15 protein-coding genes and 1 pseudogene are annotated in these 20,988 nt (G+C 66.0%); 5 read left to right on the plus strand and 11 right to left on the minus strand.

What is annotated here, in order from left to right; translation table 11 throughout:
• Positions 1–68 precede the first annotated feature (68 nt).
• Positions 69–5,778: pseudogene (locus ACVWW3_RS17150) on the plus strand (apolipoprotein A-IV repeat region-like domain-containing protein).
• Between the two features lie 282 nt (positions 5,779–6,060).
• Here ACVWW3_RS17150 and ACVWW3_RS17155 read toward each other — a convergent pair.
• From ACVWW3_RS17155 to ACVWW3_RS17165, 3 genes are read right to left on the minus strand one after another with little or no spacing between them, the layout of a single operon-like run.
• Positions 6,061–6,939: an MlaD family protein gene (locus ACVWW3_RS17155; protein ID WP_354052832.1), complete on the minus strand. Its 879-nt coding sequence runs from the start codon at positions 6,937–6,939 to the stop codon at positions 6,061–6,063.
• A gap of 16 nt (positions 6,940–6,955) precedes the next feature.
• On the minus strand, positions 6,956–7,738 hold the full coding sequence (locus ACVWW3_RS17160) for an ABC transporter ATP-binding protein (protein ID WP_456649267.1): 783 nt from the start codon (positions 7,736–7,738) through the stop codon (positions 6,956–6,958).
• A gap of 2 nt (positions 7,739–7,740) precedes the next feature.
• Positions 7,741–8,874 (minus strand): MlaE family ABC transporter permease, encoded by a 1,134-nt coding sequence (locus ACVWW3_RS17165; protein WP_456649266.1) that lies wholly within the window; start codon positions 8,872–8,874, stop codon positions 7,741–7,743.
• A gap of 145 nt (positions 8,875–9,019) precedes the next feature.
• On the opposite strand from ACVWW3_RS17165, the gene dgcA reads away from it, so the two are divergent.
• Positions 9,020–10,015 (plus strand): N-acetyl-D-Glu racemase DgcA, encoded by a 996-nt coding sequence (gene dgcA, locus ACVWW3_RS17170; protein ID WP_456649265.1) that lies wholly within the window; start codon positions 9,020–9,022, stop codon positions 10,013–10,015.
• Here the strand turns inward: dgcA and ACVWW3_RS17175 are convergent.
• Positions 9,985–11,181 carry an MFS transporter gene (locus ACVWW3_RS17175; RefSeq protein ID WP_456649264.1) on the minus strand — a complete coding sequence of 399 codons (1,197 nt, stop codon included), beginning with the start codon at positions 11,179–11,181 and terminating at the stop codon, positions 9,985–9,987. The two genes, dgcA and ACVWW3_RS17175, sit on opposite strands and share 31 nt — an antisense overlap.
• Before the next feature lie 75 nt (positions 11,182–11,256).
• On the opposite strand from ACVWW3_RS17175, the gene ACVWW3_RS17180 reads away from it, so the two are divergent.
• On the plus strand, positions 11,257–12,582 hold the full coding sequence (locus ACVWW3_RS17180; protein ID WP_456649263.1) for a hypothetical protein: 1,326 nt from the start codon (positions 11,257–11,259) through the stop codon (positions 12,580–12,582).
• A gap of 283 nt (positions 12,583–12,865) precedes the next feature.
• Here ACVWW3_RS17180 and ACVWW3_RS17185 read toward each other — a convergent pair whose 3' ends face one another.
• Positions 12,866–13,225 (minus strand): hypothetical protein, encoded by a 360-nt coding sequence (locus tag ACVWW3_RS17185; RefSeq protein ID WP_456649814.1) that lies wholly within the window; start codon positions 13,223–13,225, stop codon positions 12,866–12,868.
• A 99-nt stretch (positions 13,226–13,324) separates the two neighbouring features.
• Complete coding sequence (locus ACVWW3_RS17190) at positions 13,325–13,768, minus strand: RbsD/FucU family protein (RefSeq protein WP_456649262.1); 444 nt, start codon at positions 13,766–13,768, stop codon at positions 13,325–13,327.
• A gap of 204 nt (positions 13,769–13,972) precedes the next feature.
• On the opposite strand from ACVWW3_RS17190, the gene ACVWW3_RS17195 reads away from it, so the two are divergent.
• The gene (locus tag ACVWW3_RS17195) at positions 13,973–15,592 is read left to right on the plus strand and encodes a caspase family protein (protein ID WP_456649261.1); all 1,620 of its coding nucleotides are present in this window, start codon (positions 13,973–13,975) and stop codon (positions 15,590–15,592) included.
• A gap of 157 nt (positions 15,593–15,749) precedes the next feature.
• On the opposite strand, the gene ACVWW3_RS17200 is transcribed toward ACVWW3_RS17195, so the two are convergent.
• The 4 genes from ACVWW3_RS17200 to thiD form a co-directional block, all read right to left on the minus strand.
• Entirely contained in the window at positions 15,750–16,733 is a 984-nt protein-coding gene (locus ACVWW3_RS17200) for a threonine/serine dehydratase (RefSeq protein ID WP_247352069.1), read from the minus strand.
• Positions 16,734–16,796: 63 nt separating this feature from the next.
• Positions 16,797–17,840 carry a glycosyltransferase family 4 protein gene (locus tag ACVWW3_RS17205; protein WP_354106642.1) on the minus strand — a complete coding sequence of 348 codons (1,044 nt, stop codon included), beginning with the start codon at positions 17,838–17,840 and terminating at the stop codon, positions 16,797–16,799.
• A gap of 13 nt (positions 17,841–17,853) precedes the next feature.
• Complete coding sequence (locus ACVWW3_RS17210) at positions 17,854–18,666, minus strand: UDP-2,3-diacylglucosamine diphosphatase (RefSeq protein WP_456649260.1); 813 nt, start codon at positions 18,664–18,666, stop codon at positions 17,854–17,856.
• Positions 18,667–18,870: 204 nt separating this feature from the next.
• Complete coding sequence (gene thiD / locus ACVWW3_RS17215) at positions 18,871–19,671, minus strand: bifunctional hydroxymethylpyrimidine kinase/phosphomethylpyrimidine kinase (RefSeq protein ID WP_456649259.1); 801 nt, start codon at positions 19,669–19,671, stop codon at positions 18,871–18,873.
• Positions 19,672–19,801: 130 nt separating this feature from the next.
• Between thiD and ACVWW3_RS17220 the strand changes: the two genes are divergently transcribed.
• A complete protein-coding gene (locus tag ACVWW3_RS17220; RefSeq protein ID WP_247352077.1) occupies positions 19,802–20,047 on the plus strand; it encodes an Lrp/AsnC ligand binding domain-containing protein in 246 nt (81 codons plus the stop codon).
• Here the strand turns inward: ACVWW3_RS17220 and ACVWW3_RS17225 are convergent.
• Complete coding sequence (locus tag ACVWW3_RS17225) at positions 20,044–20,988, minus strand: c-type cytochrome (protein ID WP_456672028.1); 945 nt, start codon at positions 20,986–20,988, stop codon at positions 20,044–20,046. The genes ACVWW3_RS17220 and ACVWW3_RS17225 overlap by 4 nt on opposite strands.

Consider the following 20,988-nt stretch of genomic DNA (forward strand, 5'->3'; position numbering starts at 1 on the left):
CTGTGGGCTTGCGTAGCGCGCAGAGCTCGCGGAGGGACGCGTACAAGTAACGAGGGCTCGGACTGAACATGGCAAACACTCCGAAAAAGGTCAAAGACCCGACAGAAGATGCGCTTTCTGCGATCCAGGAAGCCCTGAACATCAGCGACACGGCTGCGGACACCAGCCGCAACGCCTCGATGCGTAACGAAACGTCGCCTCCGGCCGCGCCACCGACCCCCCCGATGTTCGACGAACCGAGCTTCGACCCGCGTCCTGCCGCGAACGAACGCGCGATGTTCGACCAGATCGAGGAGCCGCGCTCCTCGCGCCGCGCCGCCAATGACGACCGTGCGACCATCGGCCAGCTCTTGCAGACGTTGCAGACGGGACGCCCGACCCGCAACATCTACACCGGCGCGACAATCTTCACCGTCATCTGGCTCGCGGCCTGCGCCGCGCTGACGGTCGGCTTCCTGCCTTCGATCCAGGCGGCGATGGGGCAGAGCGGCGGCGTGTTGGCCATTGCCGGCCTCGTCACTATGTTCTTCGCGCCGATCATGCTGTTCTTCTTCCTCGCGAGCCTCGTCTGGCGCGGTCAGCAAATGAGCTCGGTCGCGCAGGCGATGGCGCAGGTTGCGATCCGCTTCTCCGAGCCGGAAGGCTCGGCTTCGGATTCCATGGTGACCGTCGGCCAGGCCATCCGCCGCGAGGTTGCGGCGATGGGCGACGGCATCGAGCGCGCGATCGCGCGCGCCGGCGAACTCGAGACGCTGGTCGCCAACGAGGTCGCGGCGCTCGAACGCGCCTATTCCGACAACGAAGTGCGCATCCGCGCCCTGCTCCAGGACATCGCGCATCAGCGCGACAATCTGGTCGGCCAGGCCGAGCAGGTCCGCAGCGCCATCTCCGGCGTGCAGATCGATCTGCGCCATGACATCGCGCTGATCTCGGACGCGATCGCCTCGCGCGTCGACGAGGTCGCCAAGTCCATCACCGGCGCGCTCGAAGAGCGCGGCGCCCACATCACCGGTGCACTCAGCAACGCCGGCGACAACATGATCCTCGCGCTCGGCGAGCGCGGCGGAGACCTGCTCGACCGCCTCGAAGAGGCCAGCAACGAGACCACGCGCGCGGTGCTCGACGCCAGCGAGCGGCTGACCACCAGCCTCAATTTCAAGACCGGCCACGTCCACGACGAGTTCGTCGACCTCGCCGACCGCGTCCACGAGATGCTGAACGAGCGCATCGACCGCATCACCGGCGAGTTCGAGCAGCGCTCCGCCGCGATCGTCGACGGCATCTCCGAGCGCACCGAGCAGGTGCACGACAGCCTGAAGAATTCGTCGGACTCGCTGCTGCTCGAGCTCGAGCTGCGCTCCAACGACCTCTCCGCCAAGATCGACGACGCCGGCAACCGCCTCGCCGGCCACATCATGACCTCCGGCGACAAGGCGAGCGAAGCGCTCGACGCCACCGTCAACACGCTGGTCGCCAAGGTCGTCAGCCAGACCGAGACCGCGCACGACTCGCTGTCGCTCCAGATGAGCGCCTTCGACGAACTGGTGAGGAACCAGGGCAGCGAGCTGGTCGAGAAATTCGCCCGCGACTCCGGCACGCTGGGCGCATTGATCACCCGCCACATCTCCGAATTCGACCGCACCGTGAAGACGTTCGGCGGCGAGATCGTCGATCGCATGGGCCAGCGCACCCAGGACATCCACGAGAGCCTGAAGAGCTATATCGACAATTTCGACACCCGCTTCACCTCCAACGGCGGCGCGATCACGGCTGTCCTCGACCAGCGCCTGGTGCAGTTCGAGACCACGATCGGCGAACGTGTCACCAACTTCGATGCCTCGCTGAACGGCAAGATATCCGGCCTCGACTCTGCAATCGACGGTCACATCAAGACCTTCGACGAACAGCTCGTCGGCCGCGTCGCCGCGCTCGAACAGTCGTTCGATACCCGTGCGAATGTCGGTCACCGAGACCATCGACGGACGGCTCAACACGCTTTCCTCGTCGCTGACCGACGGTGCCGCGCAGGCGATCCAGTCGATCGACTCCCGCCTCACCCACCTCACGACGTCGCTGACCGATGGCGCATCGCAGGCGATCGAGACGATCGACACCCGCCTCAACTACCTCGCGACCTCGCTGACCGATGGCGCATCGCAGACCATCCAGACGATCGATACGCGGCTGACGCATCTGACGACCACCCTCACCGGCGGCGCCTCGCAGGCGCTCGAATCCATCGACACCCGCCTCACCTACCTGACCACCGCGGTGACGAACGGCGCCTCGCAGGCCGTGCAGTCGATCGACACCCGCCTCACCCTCCTGACCTCGACGCTCACGGACGGCACCGCGCAGGCGATCGAGGCGGTCGACCGCCGCATCACCAGCGTCGGCGAACTCATCGACGGCCGCAGCATGCATCTGACCGACACGGTCACGGCGCGCTTCCAGGACATCCACCAGGCCATCGAGACCAAGGTCGGATCGGTCGCCAGCGACATCGACATGCGCGTGGCGCAGTTCGAGGACCTGCTCGGCTCGCGCGTCGAGGCAGTCGCCGGCCGCATCGAGAGCAGCGGACGCCAGGCCAGCGAGGACATGATGTCCCGCGCCGAGATGATCTCGACCGCGATCCGCTCGCATGTCGAGGACGCCGAGCGCTCGCTCACCAACCTCGTGGTCAACACCAGCGAGACCATCCAGACCGGTGCGCGCACCGCGCAGCAGTCGCTGATGACGGTTTCCTCCGACGTCAACGCCCAGCTCAAGATGACCTCCGCCGAGGTCGAGCGCGCGCTGACCGCGGTCGGTACCGGTGCCGCGAACTCGATCCTGAGCAGCGCCCGCGAAGCACAGTCGACGCTGGTCGCCGCATCCGGCGAGGCCTCCAACCAGATCAAGGGGCTCGCGGCCGACGTCGAACGCACGCTGTCGTCGGCGGGCTCGGCAACCGCCGCCTCGATCCTGGCAGGTGCCCGCGAGGTGCAGACCACGCTGGTCACGGCGTCCTCGGACGCGGCCAACCACGTCAAGACCCTCACCGCCGACGTGCAGCGCTCGCTGTCGATGGCCGGCTCCTCCACGGCGGAATCGATCACCGCCGGCGCCCGCGATGCGCAGAGCACGCTGATCGCGGCCTCGAGCGAGACCGCCAACCAGATCAAGGCGCTGTCCTCGGACGTGCAGCGCTCGCTCTCGATGGCCGGCACCGCGACGGCCGAGACCATCATGACCGGCGCCCGCGAAGCCCAGAGCACGCTCGTCAACGCGTCCTCGGATGCGGCGAGCCAGGTCAAGTCGCTGGCGGCCGAAGTGCATCGGTCGCTCTCGCAGGTCGGCCAGTCGACCGCCGAGACGATCACGACCAGCGCCCGCGACGCCCAGAGCACCCTGCTGGCGGTCTCCGCGGAGCAGACCGGCCAGGTCCGTTCGCTGGCGGCCGAGATGCAGCGCGCGCTGGCGACCGCCGGCGGCGCCACCATCGAGGCGCTCACCAGCGGCGTACGCGAGGCCCAGGGCACGCTGATCTCCGCCTCGACGGACGCAGCGAGCCAGATCAAGTCGCTGACCACGGATATCGAGCGCACGCTGACCTCGGTCGGCGCCGACACTGCCTCGACCATCCTCAACAGCGCACGCGAGGCGCAGACCTCGCTGACCACGACGTCGGCGGACGCCGCAAGCCAGATCCGCACGATCTCGACCGAGATCGAGCGCACGCTGAGCACGGCCACCGCGAACGCGACCAACGACATCCAGACCAGCGCGCTCAACGCCCAGAACGCGCTGATCAACGCCTCCAACGAGGCAAGTTCGCGGGTCAAGTCGAGCTCGGCGGACGTCGAGCGCTCGGTGCTCGCCGCCAGCAGCAGCTTCGGCCAGGCCATGACCGGCAAGACCGACGAGATCGTCACCTACGTGCAGCAGCAGTCCGACCGTCTTGCCAACATGATCGATGCCAAGCGCGGCTCGCTCGTGGACGCGATCGGCTCGAAGACCAGCCAGCTCACGCTCGACATCGATCGTGTCACGTCCGACGCGCTGAAGTCGATCGAGACGCGCGGCCACGCGTTCTCGCAGACGATGATGGGCAACGGCTCCGAAGTGGCACGGACCATCAACTCGGCGAGCGAGATGGCGACAGGTGCCGTCAACAAGTCGCTCAAGGACCTCGAGCAGGCCTCGCGCGCGGCGATCGACCAGTCGCGCCAGGTCTCGATCGCGGCCGTCACCGAGATGCAGGAGACCAGCAAGATCCTGCGCACCGACACGGTCGCCCTGTTCGAGCGACTGCGCGAAGGCAATATCCTGCTCCAGGAGGTGCTGACCGGTGCGCACGACAACCTCAACTCGCTCGAGCGGGCGCTGGTGACGCGCGTCGCCGACTTCGTCTCGGCGATGAACGACGTCACCTCGCGCAACGGCGCTGCGACGCAGAACCTGGAAGACCAGCTCAACGTCTTCAACAGCAAGACCACGCGGGCGCTCCAGGATCTCGGCGAGCTGTCGACCCAGTTCGACGCGCACGGCAAGGCACTCGTCGAGGCCGCGCAGGTCGTGGAGCAGAGCAACAAGAACACCACCGCCTCGCTCGCCGAACGCAAGCTGGCGCTGGAATCGCTCGTCACCACGATCGACCTGCGCACGGCCGATCTCGACCAGCGTCTGTCGCGCTTCACCGGCCTGCTCGATGAATCGCTGGCGGCCGCCGAAGAGCGCGCTCGCGACATCGCCCGTGTCGTGGCCGAGACGGCCGGCGCCGGTTCCGCCGCGATCACCCGCCAGTTCGAGGCGGTACGGTCGGCCTCCGAAGAGGAGCACCGGCAGACAGTCGAGGCCATGCACGACATCTACCGCCAGACCACCGACGAGGCGGATACGATGTTCAAGCAATCGACCGAGAAGTTCACCAACCTCGTCTCCAGCATGAAGCAGATGGCGTTCGAGATGCACAACGAGCTCGAAGCTACCCGCAACGAGCTGCGCCGCGGCGTGCTCGAGATGCCGCAGGAGGCCGCCGAGAGCACTGCGCAGATGCGCAAGGTGATCGTCGACCAGATCGAGGCCCTCGCCGAGCTCAACCGCATCGTGGCCCAGCATGGCCGCGGCCTCGACGTCTCCACGACGGGCCGCGCCAGCGTGCAGCGCCAGGAAGAGCCGATGCTGGCGACCGCGGGCGGCCGCAGCACAGAGACCCGCATGCGCGACACCGGCAGCGCCTCCACGCTGCCGCCGCCGGACCTCGGCATGCCGGCCTCGCGCCGCACCGAAGCTCCGCCGGTCGCGCCCGCGGGCAGCGACCAGGGCCGCGACGGCTGGCTGTCGGACCTCTTGAGCCGCACGGACGCGAACCAGGGTGCGCCGACCGGACGTGAAGCTCAGCGCGGCCGCCAAACCGCCGCACCGGCTCCGCAGCCACAGGCGCCGCAAGGTGGCGGCAATCCGCTGGAATCGCTGTCGCTCGACATCGGCCGGCTGATGGACCGCAACCTCGCTGCCGAGATGTGGGACCGCTACCAGCGCGGCGAGAACAAGGCCTTCACCAAGCGCCTCTACACGCCCGCCGGCCAGAAGGCTTTTGACGAGGTCGCCCGCAAGTACCGCTCCGATCGCAACTTCAAGGGCACGGTCGACCGCTACGTCGCCGAGTTCGAACGCCTGCTCGATGAAGTCGCCCGCGACGGCCGCGGCCCGCAGGAGCTGCGCAACCACCTGACCTCGGAGACGGGTCTGGTCTACACCCTGCTCGCGCACAGCGCGGGACGGCTGGGGTAAGCGGCCCGCAGCGATAGCGAACAGCGAATGAAAAACGGAGCCCTCGCGGGCTCCGTTTTGTTTGAAGTTACGCCGGTGCAATGGTGGGGATGGGAAAAGCGAACGCATCATTCGCTCTCGTGCCCCGGACGCAGCGCAGCGCCCTCGGCGGTGCGCTGCAGAGCCGGGGCCCATATCGCGGCATTGTACCGTGTTGCCTTCTGGGCCCGGGCTCTGCGCAGCAGCGTTACACGCTGCAGCGCGTCCGGGACACGAGACCGAGCGCTACGACCAGGCCAAGCCCTACTGCCGCCTGCGCTCCGGCGTCGCGGGCTTTAGCGGCTCTGGCGGCGGCGGAGCGGCGGCCGGCGCGCTGTTGCTGGCGCCGAACAGCACGCGGGTCGGGTTGCGGTCGAAATTGTTCACGGCGCGGCTGATGTCGCCCAGGGTACGGCGGCCGTCGGTCATCAGCGCGCCGGAGCGCTTGTCGAAATCGTCGGCCAGTTCGCGGATCGACTTCACCGCCAGGAATAGCTCACCGCCGTCCTTGCCGCCGGCGAGCGTGTTGAGGCCGAGCATGAGGCTGTCGGCCTTGAGCATGACGCCGTCGACCTTGGCCATCACGCCATCGATCTTCTCGGAGTTGCGGGCGAGCGAGTTGGTGAAGGTCTCGAGATTCTTCAGCGAATTCTTCACCGATTCCTGATTGTCGGCGACGATCTTGTTGATGTTCTGGAGCGTGCCGCGGATCGCCTCGGTGACGTCCTGGAGCTTGTTGGGATCCGCCGTCAGCGACGGGATACCGTCCTCGTCGAGCGGTGGCGGAGGTGCCGCCTCCTCGCCGCCCTTGAGCGAGATCGCGGCGACTCCGGTCAGGCCCTGGAATTCGAGGCCGACCAGGGTGTCCTTGCGGATCGGGGCGTTGTTCTCGACCATGGCGAGTGCGACAACCCGCCGCGGGTTGTCGAGCTTCACCGAGACCACCTCGCCCACTCGGATACCGTTGAAATTGACGCTGCCGCCGTTGCGCAGGCCCGCCGCCGGGCCCTCGAAAACGACGCGCAGGGGGCTGCGCTGCTTGGTGGTGTGCAACGACTGAAACCACAACACGAAGCCGATCGCAGCGGCGATCACCGCCAGCGTGAACGATCCGATCAGCACGTAATTTGCACGCGTTTCCATCAGCTACTCCGGCACCTCAGCCCATCACCGCGCGAGCGCGCTTGCCATGGAAATATTGCCTCAGCCAGGGATGCTGCGAGGCCTGCATGTCGGCGATCGACCCTGCCGCAATGATCTTACCGTTCCCTAAAACGGCGATGCGGTCACATGCTGTGTAAAGGCTATCGAGATCGTGGGTTACCATGAAAACAGTCAGCCCCAAAGTGCGCTGGAGGGTCCTCACCAGTTCGTCGAAGTCGCCGGCGCCGATCGGGTCCAGGCCTGAGGTCGGCTCGTCCAGAAACACCAGATCCGGATCGAGCGACAGCGCGCGCGCAAGCGCCACGCGCTTGATCATGCCGCCCGACAATTCGGAGGGAAAGCGATCGGCGACTTCGGGCTTGAGACCCACCATGGTGAGCTTGGCGATGGTGATCTCGTCCATCAGCCGCTGCGAGACCCGCAGATATTCGCGCATCGGAAACTGGATGTTCTGCCGCACCGTCAGCGAGGAGAACAGCGCGCCCTGCTGGAACAGCACGCCCCAGCGCCGCTCCACGTTGCGACGCTGCGACATATTGGAGGCATCCAGATCGACGCCGAACACCTCGATGCTGCCTGCGACCTTCGGCACGAGGCCGATGATGGTGCGCGTCAGCACCGATTTGCCGGCCCCCGAGGGGCCGACGAAGCCAAGAATCTCGCCGCGCTTGACGTCGAGGTCGAGGCCGTCGAGCACGCGCGTCGCGCCGAACTGCACGGTGATGTCGCGGACGCGGATGATCGGGTTTTGAATTCCGTTTCGAACTTCCTGCGCCATCGTCACATCCCGATCGAGGCGAAGAAGATGGCGAACACGCCGTCCATGACGATGACGAAGAAGATGCCCTTCACCACGGACGCCGTGGTGTGCTGTCCGAGCGATTCCGCGCTGCCCTGCACGGCGAGCCCTTCGACACAGGCGACGATGCCGATCACGGCGGCCATCACCGGTGCTTTCACGATGCCGACGATGAAATGGTCGATCGAGATGGCGTCGCGCAGGCGCAGCAAAAACGCTTCGGGATCGACGCCGCCATAGAGCCAGGCGACGAGACCGCCGCCATAGAGCGCGGCCATGGCACCGAGGAAGGCCAGAATCGGCAGCGCCAGCACCAGCGCCAGCATGCGCGGCAGCACCAGCACCTCGATCGGGTCGAACCCCATGGTGCGCAATGCGTCGATCTCCTCGCGCATCTTCATCGAGCCGAGCTCGGCGGTGTAGGCGCTGCCCGAGCGGCCCGCGACCATGATCGCGACCAGGAGCACGCCGATCTCGCGCAGCACCAGCACGCCGAGCATGTCGACGACGAAGATGTCGGCACCGAACCTGCGGAAATGGAAGATGCCCTGCTGGGCGATGATGCAGCCGATCAGGAAGGTGATCAGCACCACGATCGGCACTGCGCGCCAGCAGACCTGCTCGAGATGATGCACGGTCGAGGTCAGGCGGAACGAGCGCGGGTGAATCAGGGTGCGCGCGCCCGCCGCGAGCACCGCGCCGAGCATGTCGATCAGGCCTGCCACAGTGCCGCCAACGCCAGCCACGGCCCGGCCGATCTGCTCCAGCATGCCGGTGATGGTGACGGCACTGGTGTCGATCACGGGCGTCGCCCTGACCCGCCGCACCTCGTCCACGAGGCTCGAATAATTGGCGGACAGCCCCGCGATCTGCGCCTCGACCGCGCCTTGGGTCAGGCTGCGGCGCAGCCGTTCGATCAGCCAGGCGCCGAACGTGTCCAGCTTGGCCACCTCGGAAACGTCGATGAAGATGCTTTGCGAACCGCCCGCGAGCTTCTCGGCGTCAGCCACCATCCGCTCCAGGACCGGCGCGAAGCTCGCGGTCCAGGTTCCGGTGGCGCAGAGTGCCAGCGCGCTGCCTTTCGCAATCCGTTCCAGCTTCGGATCGCCGCTCAAGATGTCCGCTCCCGTGCCGGGGCGCTGGAAACGGATGAAATCAGATGGTTGCGCACGCGCCCTTACCCAGAGAAGGTGTCCCCGGGACCGGTTAACCTTAGTTGCTAGAGGTAACTAGCAGGTTCAGATTTCGCCAGAGTTCAAAATGACTTCCAGCAAAGTTCCGGCCCTCGCCGCGCGAATCGAGCGCTTTCCCATCGCCGGCACTTTTACGATCAGCCGGGGCGCCAAGACCGAGGCCGTAACCGTCGTGGCCGAGGTGAGCCGGGACGGCCTGATCGGCCGCGGCGAATGCGTGCCCTATCCCCGCTACGGCGAAACGCCCGAGGTAACCCTAGCCGCCATCCAGGCCATGCAGGAGGCCGTGGCGAGCGGACTCACCCGGCGGACCCTGCAAGCCGCCATGCCGCCCGGTGCGGCCCGCAATGCCCTGGATTGCGCCCTGATCGATCTGGAAGCCAAGGCGGCGGGCCTGCGGGCCTGGAGCCTGCTCGACCGCCCGGTGCCGGGCGAGCGCACCACGGCCTACACGATCTCGCTGGGCACCCCCGAGGCCATGGCGGCGGCGACCGCCAAAGCGGCGCACCGGCCGCTGCTCAAGATCAAGCTCGGCGGTGACGGCGACGGGGAACGGATCGCGGCGGTGCGCAAGGCCGCCCCCGAATCCGAGTTGATCGTGGACGCCAACGAGGCCTGGACCGAGGCCAATCTGGAGCACAATCTCGCGGCCTGCGAGGCCGCCGGCGTCACCCTGGTCGAGCAGCCGCTACCGGCCGGCAAGGACGACGCGCTGGCGCGGATCAAACGGCCGCTCGCGGTCTGCGCCGACGAGAGCGTGCATGACCGCCACTCGCTCGCACCCTTGCGTGAGCGCTACGACGCCGTGAACATCAAGCTCGACAAGACCGGCGGCCTCACCGAGGCGCTGGCGATGGCCGATGCCGCGCAGGCGCTCGGCTTCGAGATCATGATCGGCTGCATGGTCGCAACCTCGCTGTCGATGGCGCCGGCAATGCTGGTGACGCCGCAGGCCCGCTTCGTCGATCTCGACGGCCCGCTGCTGCTGGCACGCGACCGCGATCATGGCCTTCGGTACGACGACAGCCTGGTTTATCCGCCGGATTCTTCGCTCTGGGGATGAGCTCTCAGTCGGTGCCGCGCCGACCAGATCAGAAGTGCACCGGCGCCGGCCATCGCAGCCATGACGTAATACAGGCCGTCGCCGATGCGGGCGTAGATCGCGCCTGACGCGATCGAGGTGGTCGCACCCAGCAGCCCGTTGCACGCGGCGTAGTAGCCCTGCCCCCGCGCGATCTGATGCGACGGCACGCGCTGCACCAGGAGATTCATGGTGCCGAGGATGGTCATCCCAAAGGTCAGGCCGTGGCCGAGCTGTACGACCGCGAGCAGCGCAAGCGGCGGATCGTGCGCGGTGACGACCCAGCGCACCACCGCGCTCGCGCCCCCGATCGCCATGAGCGAGGACGGGTGCAGCGAGAAGCGCGGCGACAGCGCGAACACGATGATCTCGGCGATCACGCCCAGCGTCCAGAGGCCCGCGATCGTCAGCCCGCCGAGGCCATGGGCCTGCCAGTTGATGGCCGAGAACGTATAGTACGCGACGTGACTGCCCTGGATCAGCGCGGCCGAAACGATGATGGCCCAGAAGCCGGCATCGTGCAGCAGCGCCTTGCCGGCGCGCGCCGTTGTCGTCCTTCGCCTGACATCGTCGAGCGGCTGCAGCAAAAGGCTGGCGGCGACCGCAACAACGGCCCAAGCGACGATGACCCAGATCAGATCGCGCGCCGCGATGTGGTCTACGAGATAGCCGCAGGCGAGCGAGCCGGCGGCGAAGGCTGCCGAGCCCCACAGCCGCACCGGCCCGTAATCGAACCCGTAGCGGGCGACGCCACGTAGCGCATAGGCATCGGTCAACGGGGTCGTCGGCGTCCACATCATGCAGGTCAGCGCATAGATCAGGAACAGCGCCAGCGGCTGCCCCTGCAGGCCGACGGCTGTAAATCCGATCGCCGTCGCCAGCACGGAGACCATGATGCCGGCGCGAATGGCATGTCGCTTTTCGGCAAGGGCCGTGATTTGCGGCAGCGTGGTGAAGCGGGTGATCGCCGGCAGCGCGTTGATAAGGCCGATCCAGGCCGCGTCGATGCCGATCGCCTTCAGCCAGACCGGAAAGAACGGCAGATGCGTACCCGACACCGCGAACACGGCCGAGTAGAACACGGCGAGGCTCACGGCGAATCGCCGCTTCTGAGATACCGCGATGGGGATTTGTGATTCGGGTGCCATCAAACCAATTGCGATTCGGTCGATATCGTGATGATCGTTACTGTAACGCGCCGTGATTTGCGCGACGAGATTGACATGGCCAACGAAGCATTCGCCCTCTCGCCTATGTCTGCCCGCGCGGCCGAGCCGAACGAGCAGGATTACGACGCGATCCGCGAAGCCTTCATGGAGACCGCGCGCGGCCGCTGGTTCCTCGGTGAATACGCCAAGCGCAACCGCAATGCGGACACCCGCATGGTGCTCGACGCGGTCGCGAAAATCGAAGAAACCCTTGCGACACAGCGCCAACCCGTGGTCGAGGACCGCCTGCCCGAGGCGCTGGTCGCAATCCGGCACGCGATCCGCGAAGCCGAGACGATCGCAATCGCGGCCTTCGATCCCGCGGCGTTCGAGGCGAGCCTCGCGCCGATCCCGCGCGGCCTCCGCATCATCAAGGAGATCTCCTGGCGCTGGCGCGAGATCGGCGCCGATGGGCGAATCTGCGACCTGATTGATTCGCAGCTCGCCTCCATCGAGGCGGCCTGCGCGCAAGTTTCGACCATCGACCCCCGTGCCGACCTCAAGGCCGCATTCGATCTGCTCAAGGACCGGATCGACCAGACCGAAGGCGACGCAACGCCGCAGGCTGCGCGCCCCTCGCCGGCCCCGGTGCAGGACGCGCCGTCGTCCGTGACGGAAGCTCCGCCTGTGGAGGCCGCGCCCGCGGCGATGGCCAGCGAAGCAGCCGTCGAAGCGGCCGGCGTCGCTGAGACCTTCTCCGTTGCCGAGCAGGCGATGGACGCCGCCCTGGAGCCGGAGATCGTCGCCGAGAGCCAGACCGCGCCTGAAGCCGCCAGTTTTGAAGAGCCGGCCGCTGAGCCCGCCGCCTTCGCCGAGGTGACGGACGAATTTTCGCTCGACGCCGCCGCGGAAGCCGAGGACGACGCCATACTCGAGGCCATCGCACTGGAGATGGCCGCGCCAGATCCGGAGTTCGACGAGATCATCGAGCCGGTCGAGATGGAAGCGGCCATTCCGGAGCCGATGGTTGCGGAGGCCGCAGCGCCCATTGCAGCCGAGATGTCGGAGCCGATCGCACTTGAGCCCGCCGCCGCGCCGGTCGTGGAGGAGCCCGTAGAGGAAGCGCCGATCGCGATGGAATCGCTTGCGCGCCTCACCAACGCCATTGCGGAAGCCGCCGCCGAAGTGATGGAGCAGCCGGCGTCGGCGATGGCAGCTGCCGCGACATTCGGCGCAGCGCCGAGCACGACGCTGCCGATGCCCTCGCCGGTCCCGGAAGCCTCACTCGGCGCCACCATCCTCGCCAGCGGCATCCTGCAAAAGCCCCGCGCCGCCGCAAACGATCCCATGGCGCCGATCCGCCGCATGACCCAGGCCGAGAAGATCGCGTTCTTCTCGTAAGAGGACGCGGCATGCTCCGTCTCGTGTCCCGGACAAGCGAAGCGCAGATCCGGGACCCAGGAGCCACAGCTTCCGTCGCAACGTGGGCCCCGGCTCTGCAGCGCACCGTCGAAGAGACGCTGCGCTGCGTCCGGGGCACGAGAGCGGAGTGAGGAGAACACTCTCTCCTCAACGTCATTGCGAGTTGGGACCGGCATTGAGGAGCCGGCGAAGCAATCCAGATTGTCACCGCGGAAAGACTCTGGACTGCTTCGCTACGCTAGGAATGACGGATGATCAGCGATCACCCGCAATTCCACACGGCGCCGATCGGTGTCCGCGTCCAGCACGGCCCAAAACTGCCGCCATTGTAGCGGCCGCCGCCGAAGCCGGGCCGGCCGAAATAGCGCCACTCGCCGTCCCAGCCGTAATATTGGGGGACTGGATCGATGTACCAATGGCGCCGGTCGCTGCGCGACATCCGCCGCATAGCTTCCTTCTGCTTGTAGAGCGGAACGCTGTTGCTGAGCGGCTGGCGATAGCCCGGCAGGAAGCCGTAGCCATGCCAGGCTTGCTTGGGACGCTTTTGAATTGACGCAGCCGGCGCGACAGCCGGCAACAGCGACAGGACGACGGCAACAGACAGACACATAAGGCGCGACATGGATTGACGATAGACAGTCGAGTCCGGGAACGCCATTCAAATTCGAGTGCCAAGCTATTTGCACGATCGCGCACCAATCGGGATGGTCGGAGCATTCCCCTAGCTGACCACACCCTTCCTGATCAGGAAGCATCCGTAACCCCTGCTGTCGCCGACCTGCACGACGCCAAAGCTCGCTGCCGCTGCCCGGTAAAAATCCGGCCGCGCGAGTTTTCCGGGCGTCACGGGGCGGCCGGCGGCCCGTTCGATCTCGGCCAGCACCGCGCGCTGCACGTCGGGGACGCGGTGCGGATCGTCGACCGGCATCATCACGCGCACCGGATCGGGATCGAAATCGTCGAGCGGGTAGACCGACATGATGGCGCGGATCGCGGTCTCCATGGTCATGCCCGGCAACTGGATCAAGCGCTGCGAATTCGTGCTCTGCGCGATGCGGGTTGCCGGGTGATTGGCATCGACGAAGACGAGGTCGTCGCCGTGGCCCATGGCCGCGAGCAGCCAGAGCAGGTCGGGCGTGAGGATCGGATCAAGCGATTTCAACATGTGACGGCATTTCCTTGAAAAGCATGTCATTCGCGGGCGAGCCCCGGCCCGGCCGGACATCGGCCGCTCACCCTAGCAGGTTCCAAGCGTGATCCAGATCACGTAGGCCACCACGGTGATCGCGATCACGGACCAAAGGCTCGAACGCGGCCAAGCTTCCTCGCAACCAATCTCGTATCGAGATCAGTGCCAGAGGAGCACGCCATGTTCCGCCTAAAGCCTTTCCTGATGACTGCGGGCCTGCTGGGAAGCCTGTTCGGCTTCGCCTGCGGCCCTGTTTCCGCGCAAGTCGCCCCGGTCGAGCCAGCTCCCACCGCGCTGCAAGGCCCTGAGCAGCGGGTGGCGCTGGTGATCGGCAATTCGAACTACCAGAACGCGCCGCAGCTCGCCAATCCCGACAACGACGCGGAGTCGATGGCGAAGTTCCTGAACTCCGCCGGCTTCGAGGTGGTCGCCGCGACCGACCTGACCCAGAACGACATGCTCCGTGTGGTGCAGGACTTTTCGGCAAAAGTGTCCGCGCGCGGCCCGAACACGGTGGCGATGGTCTACTATGCCGGTCACGGCGTGCAGCTCGCCGGCGAGAATTACCTCGTTCCCGTCGATGCCAAGGTCTCGAGTCAGACCGAGCTGGTCAACAATTCGGTGCGTCTGGTCGACGTGATGTCGACGCTGGAGACGATCCCGAGCCGCATGCGCATCGTCATCCTCGACGCGTGCCGCAACAACCCCTTCCCCAACGTCAACGACGCCGGCCGCGGCTTGGCAATCGTCGATGCCCCGAACGGCTCGATCGTCGGCTACTCGACCGCGCCGGGCGCCGAAGCGCAGGACGGCTCGGGCGGCCACAGCCCCTACACGCAAGCTTTCCTGAACGTCGCGCGCGAGCCCAACGTCCCGATCGAGCAGCTGTTCAAGCGCGTGCGCCTCGAAGTGAACCAGACCACCAGCGGCGCACAGATCCCCTGGGAGAGCTCGTCGCTGACGTCCGACTTCACCTTCTTCGGCGACACCGCTGTTGCCGCCAACCGCGCGCCGGTGAATGCGCCGGTCGTGCAGATGGCCTCCAACCTGCCGAGCCGCTCGACGCGCCAGGCCTATGACTACGTCGTGTCCGAAGCCCGTCCGGAGTACTATCAGGAGTTCATCACGATGTATCCGCACGACCCGCTGTGCGATCACGTCCGCTGGCTGCTCAACAACCTGCTGCTCACGCAGGCCTGGCACAAGGCGGTGCTCGCGAACTCGCCGCTCGGCTACAAGCACTTCTACGACAGCTACGGCAACACGCCCTATGCGCAGGTCGCGCTGAAGCTCCAGATGCAGCCGAAGCAGATCCCCTTGATGCAGGCGACCAGGTTCCTGGCGCCGCAGAACATCAACCCGACCTTCAAGATCGGCAATCTCGGCCAGCCCAAATACATGCCGCTGCAGGGCAATGGTGGGTCGCAGATCAACGGCAATCTGCCGATCGTGCAGAAGCCGGGCGACAACAACGGCATCGGCAAGCTCGGCAATGGCGGCACTGCCAACGGCGCTCCTGGCAAGATCGTGAGCATGCCGGTGAATGTCGGCAAGGGCGGCACGAACGTCGGTGCGAAGCCGGTCACAGTTCAAACCCAGAACAATCCGATCCGCATCAACAACGGCGCGAAGATCAACAACAACCCGGTGAACAAGGTGCAGATCCAGAACAACTCCCACCCGCAGTTCAACACGACCAACCGGATCGGCAATGGCGGCAGCAACAATTTTCGCCAGTCGATGAACCAGAGCCAGGGCAACAACGGTGGTGGCAACAATCGCCGGAGCTTCGTGCACTGATCGCGCGGAGAAGAAGGTGCGCTCCCTCCCCCGCTTGCGGGCCGCAAGCGGGAGAGGTTGCACCGAGCAAGCGGCAAGTTCGAATGCACCAACGAAAATACAGAAAGGGGCAGAGCGGCAACGCTCTGCCCCTTCTTCATGTGAGACGATTAGAAAATCAGGCCACCAGCTCCGCGAACAGATCGGCATCGACATTGCCGCCGGAGAGCACGATGACGACGTTCTTGCCGGCAACATCAAGACGCCCCGCAAGCAGCGCGGCCAATCCTACCGCTCCGCCCGGCTCGACCACGAGCTTCAGCTCGCGATAGGCGAATGCGACGGCCGCGCCGACTTCCTTGTCCGACGCGGTCACGCCGCGCGCGAGCAGCTTGCTATTGATCGCAAACGTCATCTCGCCGGGGATCAGGGCCATCAGCGCATCGCAGATGGTGCGGCCTGCCGGCCCGTGCGGCTCGCGATGACCTGCGGTCAGCGAAAGGCCGTGATCGTCGAATGACTCGGGCTCGGCGACGACGATTTGGGCTAACGGATAGCGCGCCTTTACTGCCGTCGCGACGCCCGCGATTAGGCCGCCGCCGGAGGCCGGCGCGACCACGATGTCAGGGGCGAGACCGAGCGCTGCCATGTCTTCCGCAATCTCGCGGCCGGCAGTGCCCTGGCCGGCGATCACGAAGGGATCGTCATAGGGCCGGACCAGTGTCGCGCCGCGCTTCTCGGCGATGCCGCGCGAGATCGCCTCGCGGTCGTCGCGATCGCGGTCGTACAGCACGACCTCGGCGCCATAGGATTTGGTGCGCTCGCGCTTCGACAGCGGCGCATCCGCGGGCATCACGATGGTCGCCTGCATGTCGAGGATTTTTGCCGCCGCCGCCACACCCTGGGCATGGTTGCCGGAGGAGAACGCGACCACGCCACCGGCGCGCTTGTCCTGTGGGATCGAGGCGACCTTGTTGAAGGCACCGCGGAACTTGAACGAGCCGGTGCGCTGGAGCATCTCCGGCTTCAGGAACACCTTTGCGCCGACGCGCTCGTTGAGCACGGGAAAGGACAGCAGCGGGGTGCGGACCGCGAAGGGCGCGATCACGCGTGCTGCGGCATCGATATCGGCAGGGCCGATCGGGAGGAGCTGTTCGGTCATGGCCGACCATATCGCGGCTATCGAGCCGCGGGCAAGACACCTCCACGCGAGGATTTCTTCCGCTCAGGCGACGAAGCGCGCCGGCTCCGCCCCGTTCCGGCCCGGCAGCACCGCGCCGACCGCCAAAATGCTGTCGATAAAATCCCAGGCCGAGGCTTCCCAGGTGTAGTTGGCGGCGAATTCGACACAGTCCTGCCGGGAGATGTCGAGCGCGGCGAAGCAGGCGCTGCGCAGATCGTGATCGAGCACGCCAACCGGCGCGTCGCCGATCACGTCGCGGGGCCCCTTCACCGGGAATGCCGCAACCGGCAGGCCGCTTGCGAGCGCTTCCAAGAGGACAAGGCCAAAAGTGTCGGTCTTGCTCGGAAACACGAAGACGTCGGCGGCCGCGTAAATGTCCGCCAATTCCTCGCCGTGTTTTTCGCCGAGGAAGATCGCGTCCGGATAGGCCTCCTCCAGCGCGATACGCCCCGGACCGTCGCCGACGATCACCTTGGTGCCGGGCAAATCGAGGTCAAGGAATGCCTCGAGGTTCTTCTCCACCGCGACCCGGCCGACCGAGAGGAACACCGGTGCCGGCAAACAGAGATCGATCGCGCGAGGATGGAACAAATGGGTGTCGACGCCGCGGGGCCACAGCACCACATTGTCGAAGCCGCGCTCGGTCAGCTCGCGGGCGAGCGCAGGCGTCGCCGCCATCACGGCGCGGCTGGGGCTGTGGAATCGGCGCAGAGCCCGCCAGATCAGCGAGCCCGGCACCGGCACGCGGGCGCGGACATATTCGGGAAAGCGGGTGTGGAAGCTGGTCGTGAAGGGCAGCTTGCGCTGGCGGCAATAGCGGCGGACCATCAGGCCGATCGGACCTTCCGTCGCGATGTGGATGCTGTCCGGGTGCGCCTCTTCGATCAGCTTCGCGATCCGCGCCGGGCGCGGCATGGCCAGCCGCACGTCACGATAGCTCGGCATCGCAAAGGTGCGGAACGATTGCGGCGTCAGGAATGCGAATTCGACGTCGAGGCTTTTGGCGGCGTCAGCCAGTTTGGTCAGCGTCCGAACCACACCGTTGACTTGCGGGTGCCAGGCGTCGGTCGCGACCAGGATGCGCATCAGGCTGCCCTTGTTATGCAGCTTTGGCTGCGATCTGCGGGATCTGTGCCGGCTTCTCGGCCTGGTCCGCCCAGGTGATGATCTCGAAACGGCCGTCGTCGTGCTCGACCAGCGCCGTGCAGCTCTCGACCCAGTCGCCGCAATTCATGTAGCGGATGCCGCCCTCGTCGCGGATCACGGCGTAGTGGATGTGGCCGCAGATCACGCCGGCGGCGTCGTGGCGCCGCGCCTCGGTCGCGAGCGCCTGCTCGAACGCGCCGATATAGTTGACGGCGTTCTTGACCTTCTGCTTGGCCCATTGCGACAGCGACCAATAGGGCACTTTGAACATGCGCCGGAAGAAGTTGACGAAGCGATTCATCTGGATCGCGAAATCGTAGGCCTTGTCGCCGAGATGGGCGAGCCAGCGTGCGTTCTGCACCACGAGGTCGAAGATGTCGCCGTGGATGACGAGATAGCGCTTGCCGTCCACGCCGGTGTGGACGGTGTTCTCGATGACGTCGATGCCGCCGAAATGCGTGCCGTAATAGTTGCGCAGGAACTCGTCGTGATTGCCCGGGATGTAGATGACCTTGGCGCCCTTGCGCGCCTTGCGCAAAAGCTTCTGGACCAGGTCGTTATGCGATTGCGGCCAATGCCAGCTCGATTTCAGCGCCCAGCCGTCGACGATGTCGCCGACGAGGTAGATCGTGTCTGCATCATGGAAGCGCAGGAAGTCGAGCAGAAGGTCGGCTTGAGAACCGCGGGCTCCGAGATGAACGTCGGAGATGAACAACGTGCGAAAGCGCCGCTCAGGGCTCTCGTCACTCACATCGTAACTTCCCATGCGACAGCCTGTAACAATGTCCCGTGACAGGGGGATGACCAATTGAACCTTTGAGGCACCCTCGGATACGAATCGCGCCTTGCCTCGCCTCCCCGCGAATATCAGTCGCATGCGACAATCAGGCGACATCACGCCGCGGCGACCTCCGCAAGAACCCGGAACTGCTGGCTGGATGGGTTAACGGCCGCGCGCTCGCGGCCGGTCTCAGTAAAATCTGTGGAAATGATGGATCGGCCCGTGGCCGTGGCCGACGCTGAAGCGGTCGGCGGCCGCGATCGCCGCGCTGATCCAGGTCTTGGCGTTGCGCACGGCGCGCTCGAGATCCTCGCCCCTGGCCAGCCCGGCGGCGACCGCCGAGGACAGCGAACAGCCGGTACCATGGGTGTTGCTTGTGGCCACGCGCGGCGCGGCGAGCGCGATCGTATTCTTGGCATCGACGAAATAGTCGGTGCTCTCGGCGCCCTCGCCGTGCCCGCCCTTGATCAGGACCGCACGGCAGCCCAACGCCAGCAGCCGGCGCCCCTGGCTCTCGATCTCGGCCTCGCTGGTCGCGACCGGCTCGTCGAGCAGAGCCGCAGCTTCCGGCAGATTGGGCGTGATCACCGAGGCCAGCGGCATCAGTTTGCTGCGCAGGGCGTCGATGGCTTCGGACGCGAGCAGCCGATCACCCGATGTCGCCACCATCACGGGATCGAGCACGATATGTTGGGGTTTCCAGCGCGACAGTGCGGCCGCGATCGCATCGATGCTTGCGACCTGCGCCACCATGCCGATCTTGACCGCGCCGACCTCGAGATCGGAGAATACCGCGTCGATCTGCGCGGTGACGAACTCGGCCGGCACGGCGTGAATGCCGGTGACGCCGCGCGTGTTCTGCGCCGTCAGCGCCGTGATGGCGGAAGCGCCGAAGACACCGAGCGCGGCAAAGGTCTTCAGGTCTGCCTGGATGCCGGCACCGCCGCTCGAATCGGAGCCGGCGATGGTGAGCGCCACGGGGGTGATCATGGGCCGACTTTCCGCTTCCTGGGGACCATGGCCCCTCCTAGCGCGCATATACAGAGGCAGCAAGTTCGCTTGCCAAATCCGGCCGGTTTTGGCCTATTAGCCGGTCAGATATGCCTTCGGAGTGACTGCAATGGTTCCTTTTTTCGTCCAGATCAAATGCAAGCTCGGCCAGTCCTATGTGGTCGCCAATGCGCTTGCCGAAGCCGAGATCGCCTCCGAGATCTATTCCACGGCCGGTCAATACGACCTGCTGGTGAAGTTCTACGTCGACAACGACACCGATATCGGCCACTTCGTCAACGAGAAGGTGCAGGTGCTGCCGGGCATCCAGGACACCCTGACCATCATCACCTTCAAGGCGTTTGGCGCGACCTAACTTCCTTCTTTGCGCTTCGGTCGCGGCGGACCGTCCACCGGCGGCAGCGATTTGAGATAGTCCGCCATCGCCGCGAGATCCTCGTCCGGCAATTGCGAGGTGTTCTTGATCACCCGCGTCATCGCACCGCCGACGCTGTCGCCGTCGGGGAGTTCGCCGGTCTTCAGGAGATAAGCAATATCCTTCGCGCTCCACTCCCCAAGGCCCTTCTGCGTGATGTTGGGCACCCAGCCCTCGCCTTCCGGATTGGGCCCGCCGGCGAAGCGTTCTCCGGCGATGATGCCGCCAAGCGCATTGCGCGGGCTGTGGCATTCCGCGCAATGGCCAAAACTGTTGACGAGATAGGCGCCACGATTCCATTGCGGCGACTTCGCGCTGTCGGCGACGAAAGGCTTGCCGTCCATAAACAAAAGTTTCCAGATGCCGACGTTGCGCCGGATGTCGAAGGGAAAGCGCACATCGTGGTCGCGCACCTTGCCTGCAACGGCCGGCAGCGTTTTCAGATAGGCGAAGAGATCGAGCACGTCCTCGCGCCTGGCATGCTGATAGGACGTGTAGGGAAAGGCCGGAAAATAATGCTGTCCGTCGGGCGAGACCCCGTGCATCACCGCGTTGACGAATTCAGCGTCGCTCCATTTGCCGATGCCGTAGATCGGATCGGAGGAGATGTTCGGCGCGTAGAACGTTCCGAACGGCGACTTGATCGCGACGCCTCCGCCGAGCCTGAGACGATCGGGCTGGTCGGGGACGGCATGGCATGAGGCGCAGCCGCCGGCGTTGAACATCACCTCGCCATTGGCAAGATCAGGCACGTGGGCAGGCGCGCCACCGGCGGCCGCCACCACCGGCGCGCTGAGCCACCAGTAGACGCCGGCTGCGGCGAGTGCGGCGAGCAGCGCCACGGAGATTGTTGCGTCGCAACATACGGTCCCTTCGTGCAT

It is taken from the genome of Bradyrhizobium sp. LM2.9 (genome assembly GCF_054056555.1).

Coding starts and splice junctions, on each gene's coding strand:
- ACVWW3_RS17205 (WP_354106642.1), bottom strand. CDS start 17,840: ATGCGCATCCTGGTCGCGACCGACGCCTGGCACCCGCAAGTCAACGGT.
- ACVWW3_RS17185 (WP_456649814.1), bottom strand. CDS start 13,225: ATGTCGCGCCTTATGTGTCTGTCTGTTGCCGTCGTCCTGTCGCTGTTG.
- ACVWW3_RS17190 (WP_456649262.1), bottom strand. CDS start 13,768: ATGTTGAAATCGCTTGATCCGATCCTCACGCCCGACCTGCTCTGGCTG.
- ACVWW3_RS17160 (WP_456649267.1), bottom strand. CDS start 7,738: ATGGCGCAGGAAGTTCGAAACGGAATTCAAAACCCGATCATCCGCGTC.
- ACVWW3_RS17210 (WP_456649260.1), bottom strand. CDS start 18,666: ATGGGAAGTTACGATGTGAGTGACGAGAGCCCTGAGCGGCGCTTTCGC.
- ACVWW3_RS17200 (WP_247352069.1), bottom strand. CDS start 16,733: ATGACCGAACAGCTCCTCCCGATCGGCCCTGCCGATATCGATGCCGCA.
- ACVWW3_RS17175 (WP_456649264.1), bottom strand. CDS start 11,181: ATGGCACCCGAATCACAAATCCCCATCGCGGTATCTCAGAAGCGGCGA.
- ACVWW3_RS17220 (WP_247352077.1), top strand. CDS start 19,802: ATGGTTCCTTTTTTCGTCCAGATCAAATGCAAGCTCGGCCAGTCCTAT.
- ACVWW3_RS17155 (WP_354052832.1), bottom strand. CDS start 6,939: ATGGAAACGCGTGCAAATTACGTGCTGATCGGATCGTTCACGCTGGCG.
- ACVWW3_RS17225 (WP_456672028.1), bottom strand. CDS start 20,988: ATGCACGAAGGGACCGTATGTTGCGACGCAACAATCTCCGTGGCGCTG.
- thiD (WP_456649259.1), bottom strand. CDS start 19,671: ATGATCACCCCCGTGGCGCTCACCATCGCCGGCTCCGATTCGAGCGGC.
- ACVWW3_RS17180 (WP_456649263.1), top strand. CDS start 11,257: ATGGCCAACGAAGCATTCGCCCTCTCGCCTATGTCTGCCCGCGCGGCC.
- ACVWW3_RS17195 (WP_456649261.1), top strand. CDS start 13,973: ATGTTCCGCCTAAAGCCTTTCCTGATGACTGCGGGCCTGCTGGGAAGC.
- dgcA (WP_456649265.1), top strand. CDS start 9,020: ATGACTTCCAGCAAAGTTCCGGCCCTCGCCGCGCGAATCGAGCGCTTT.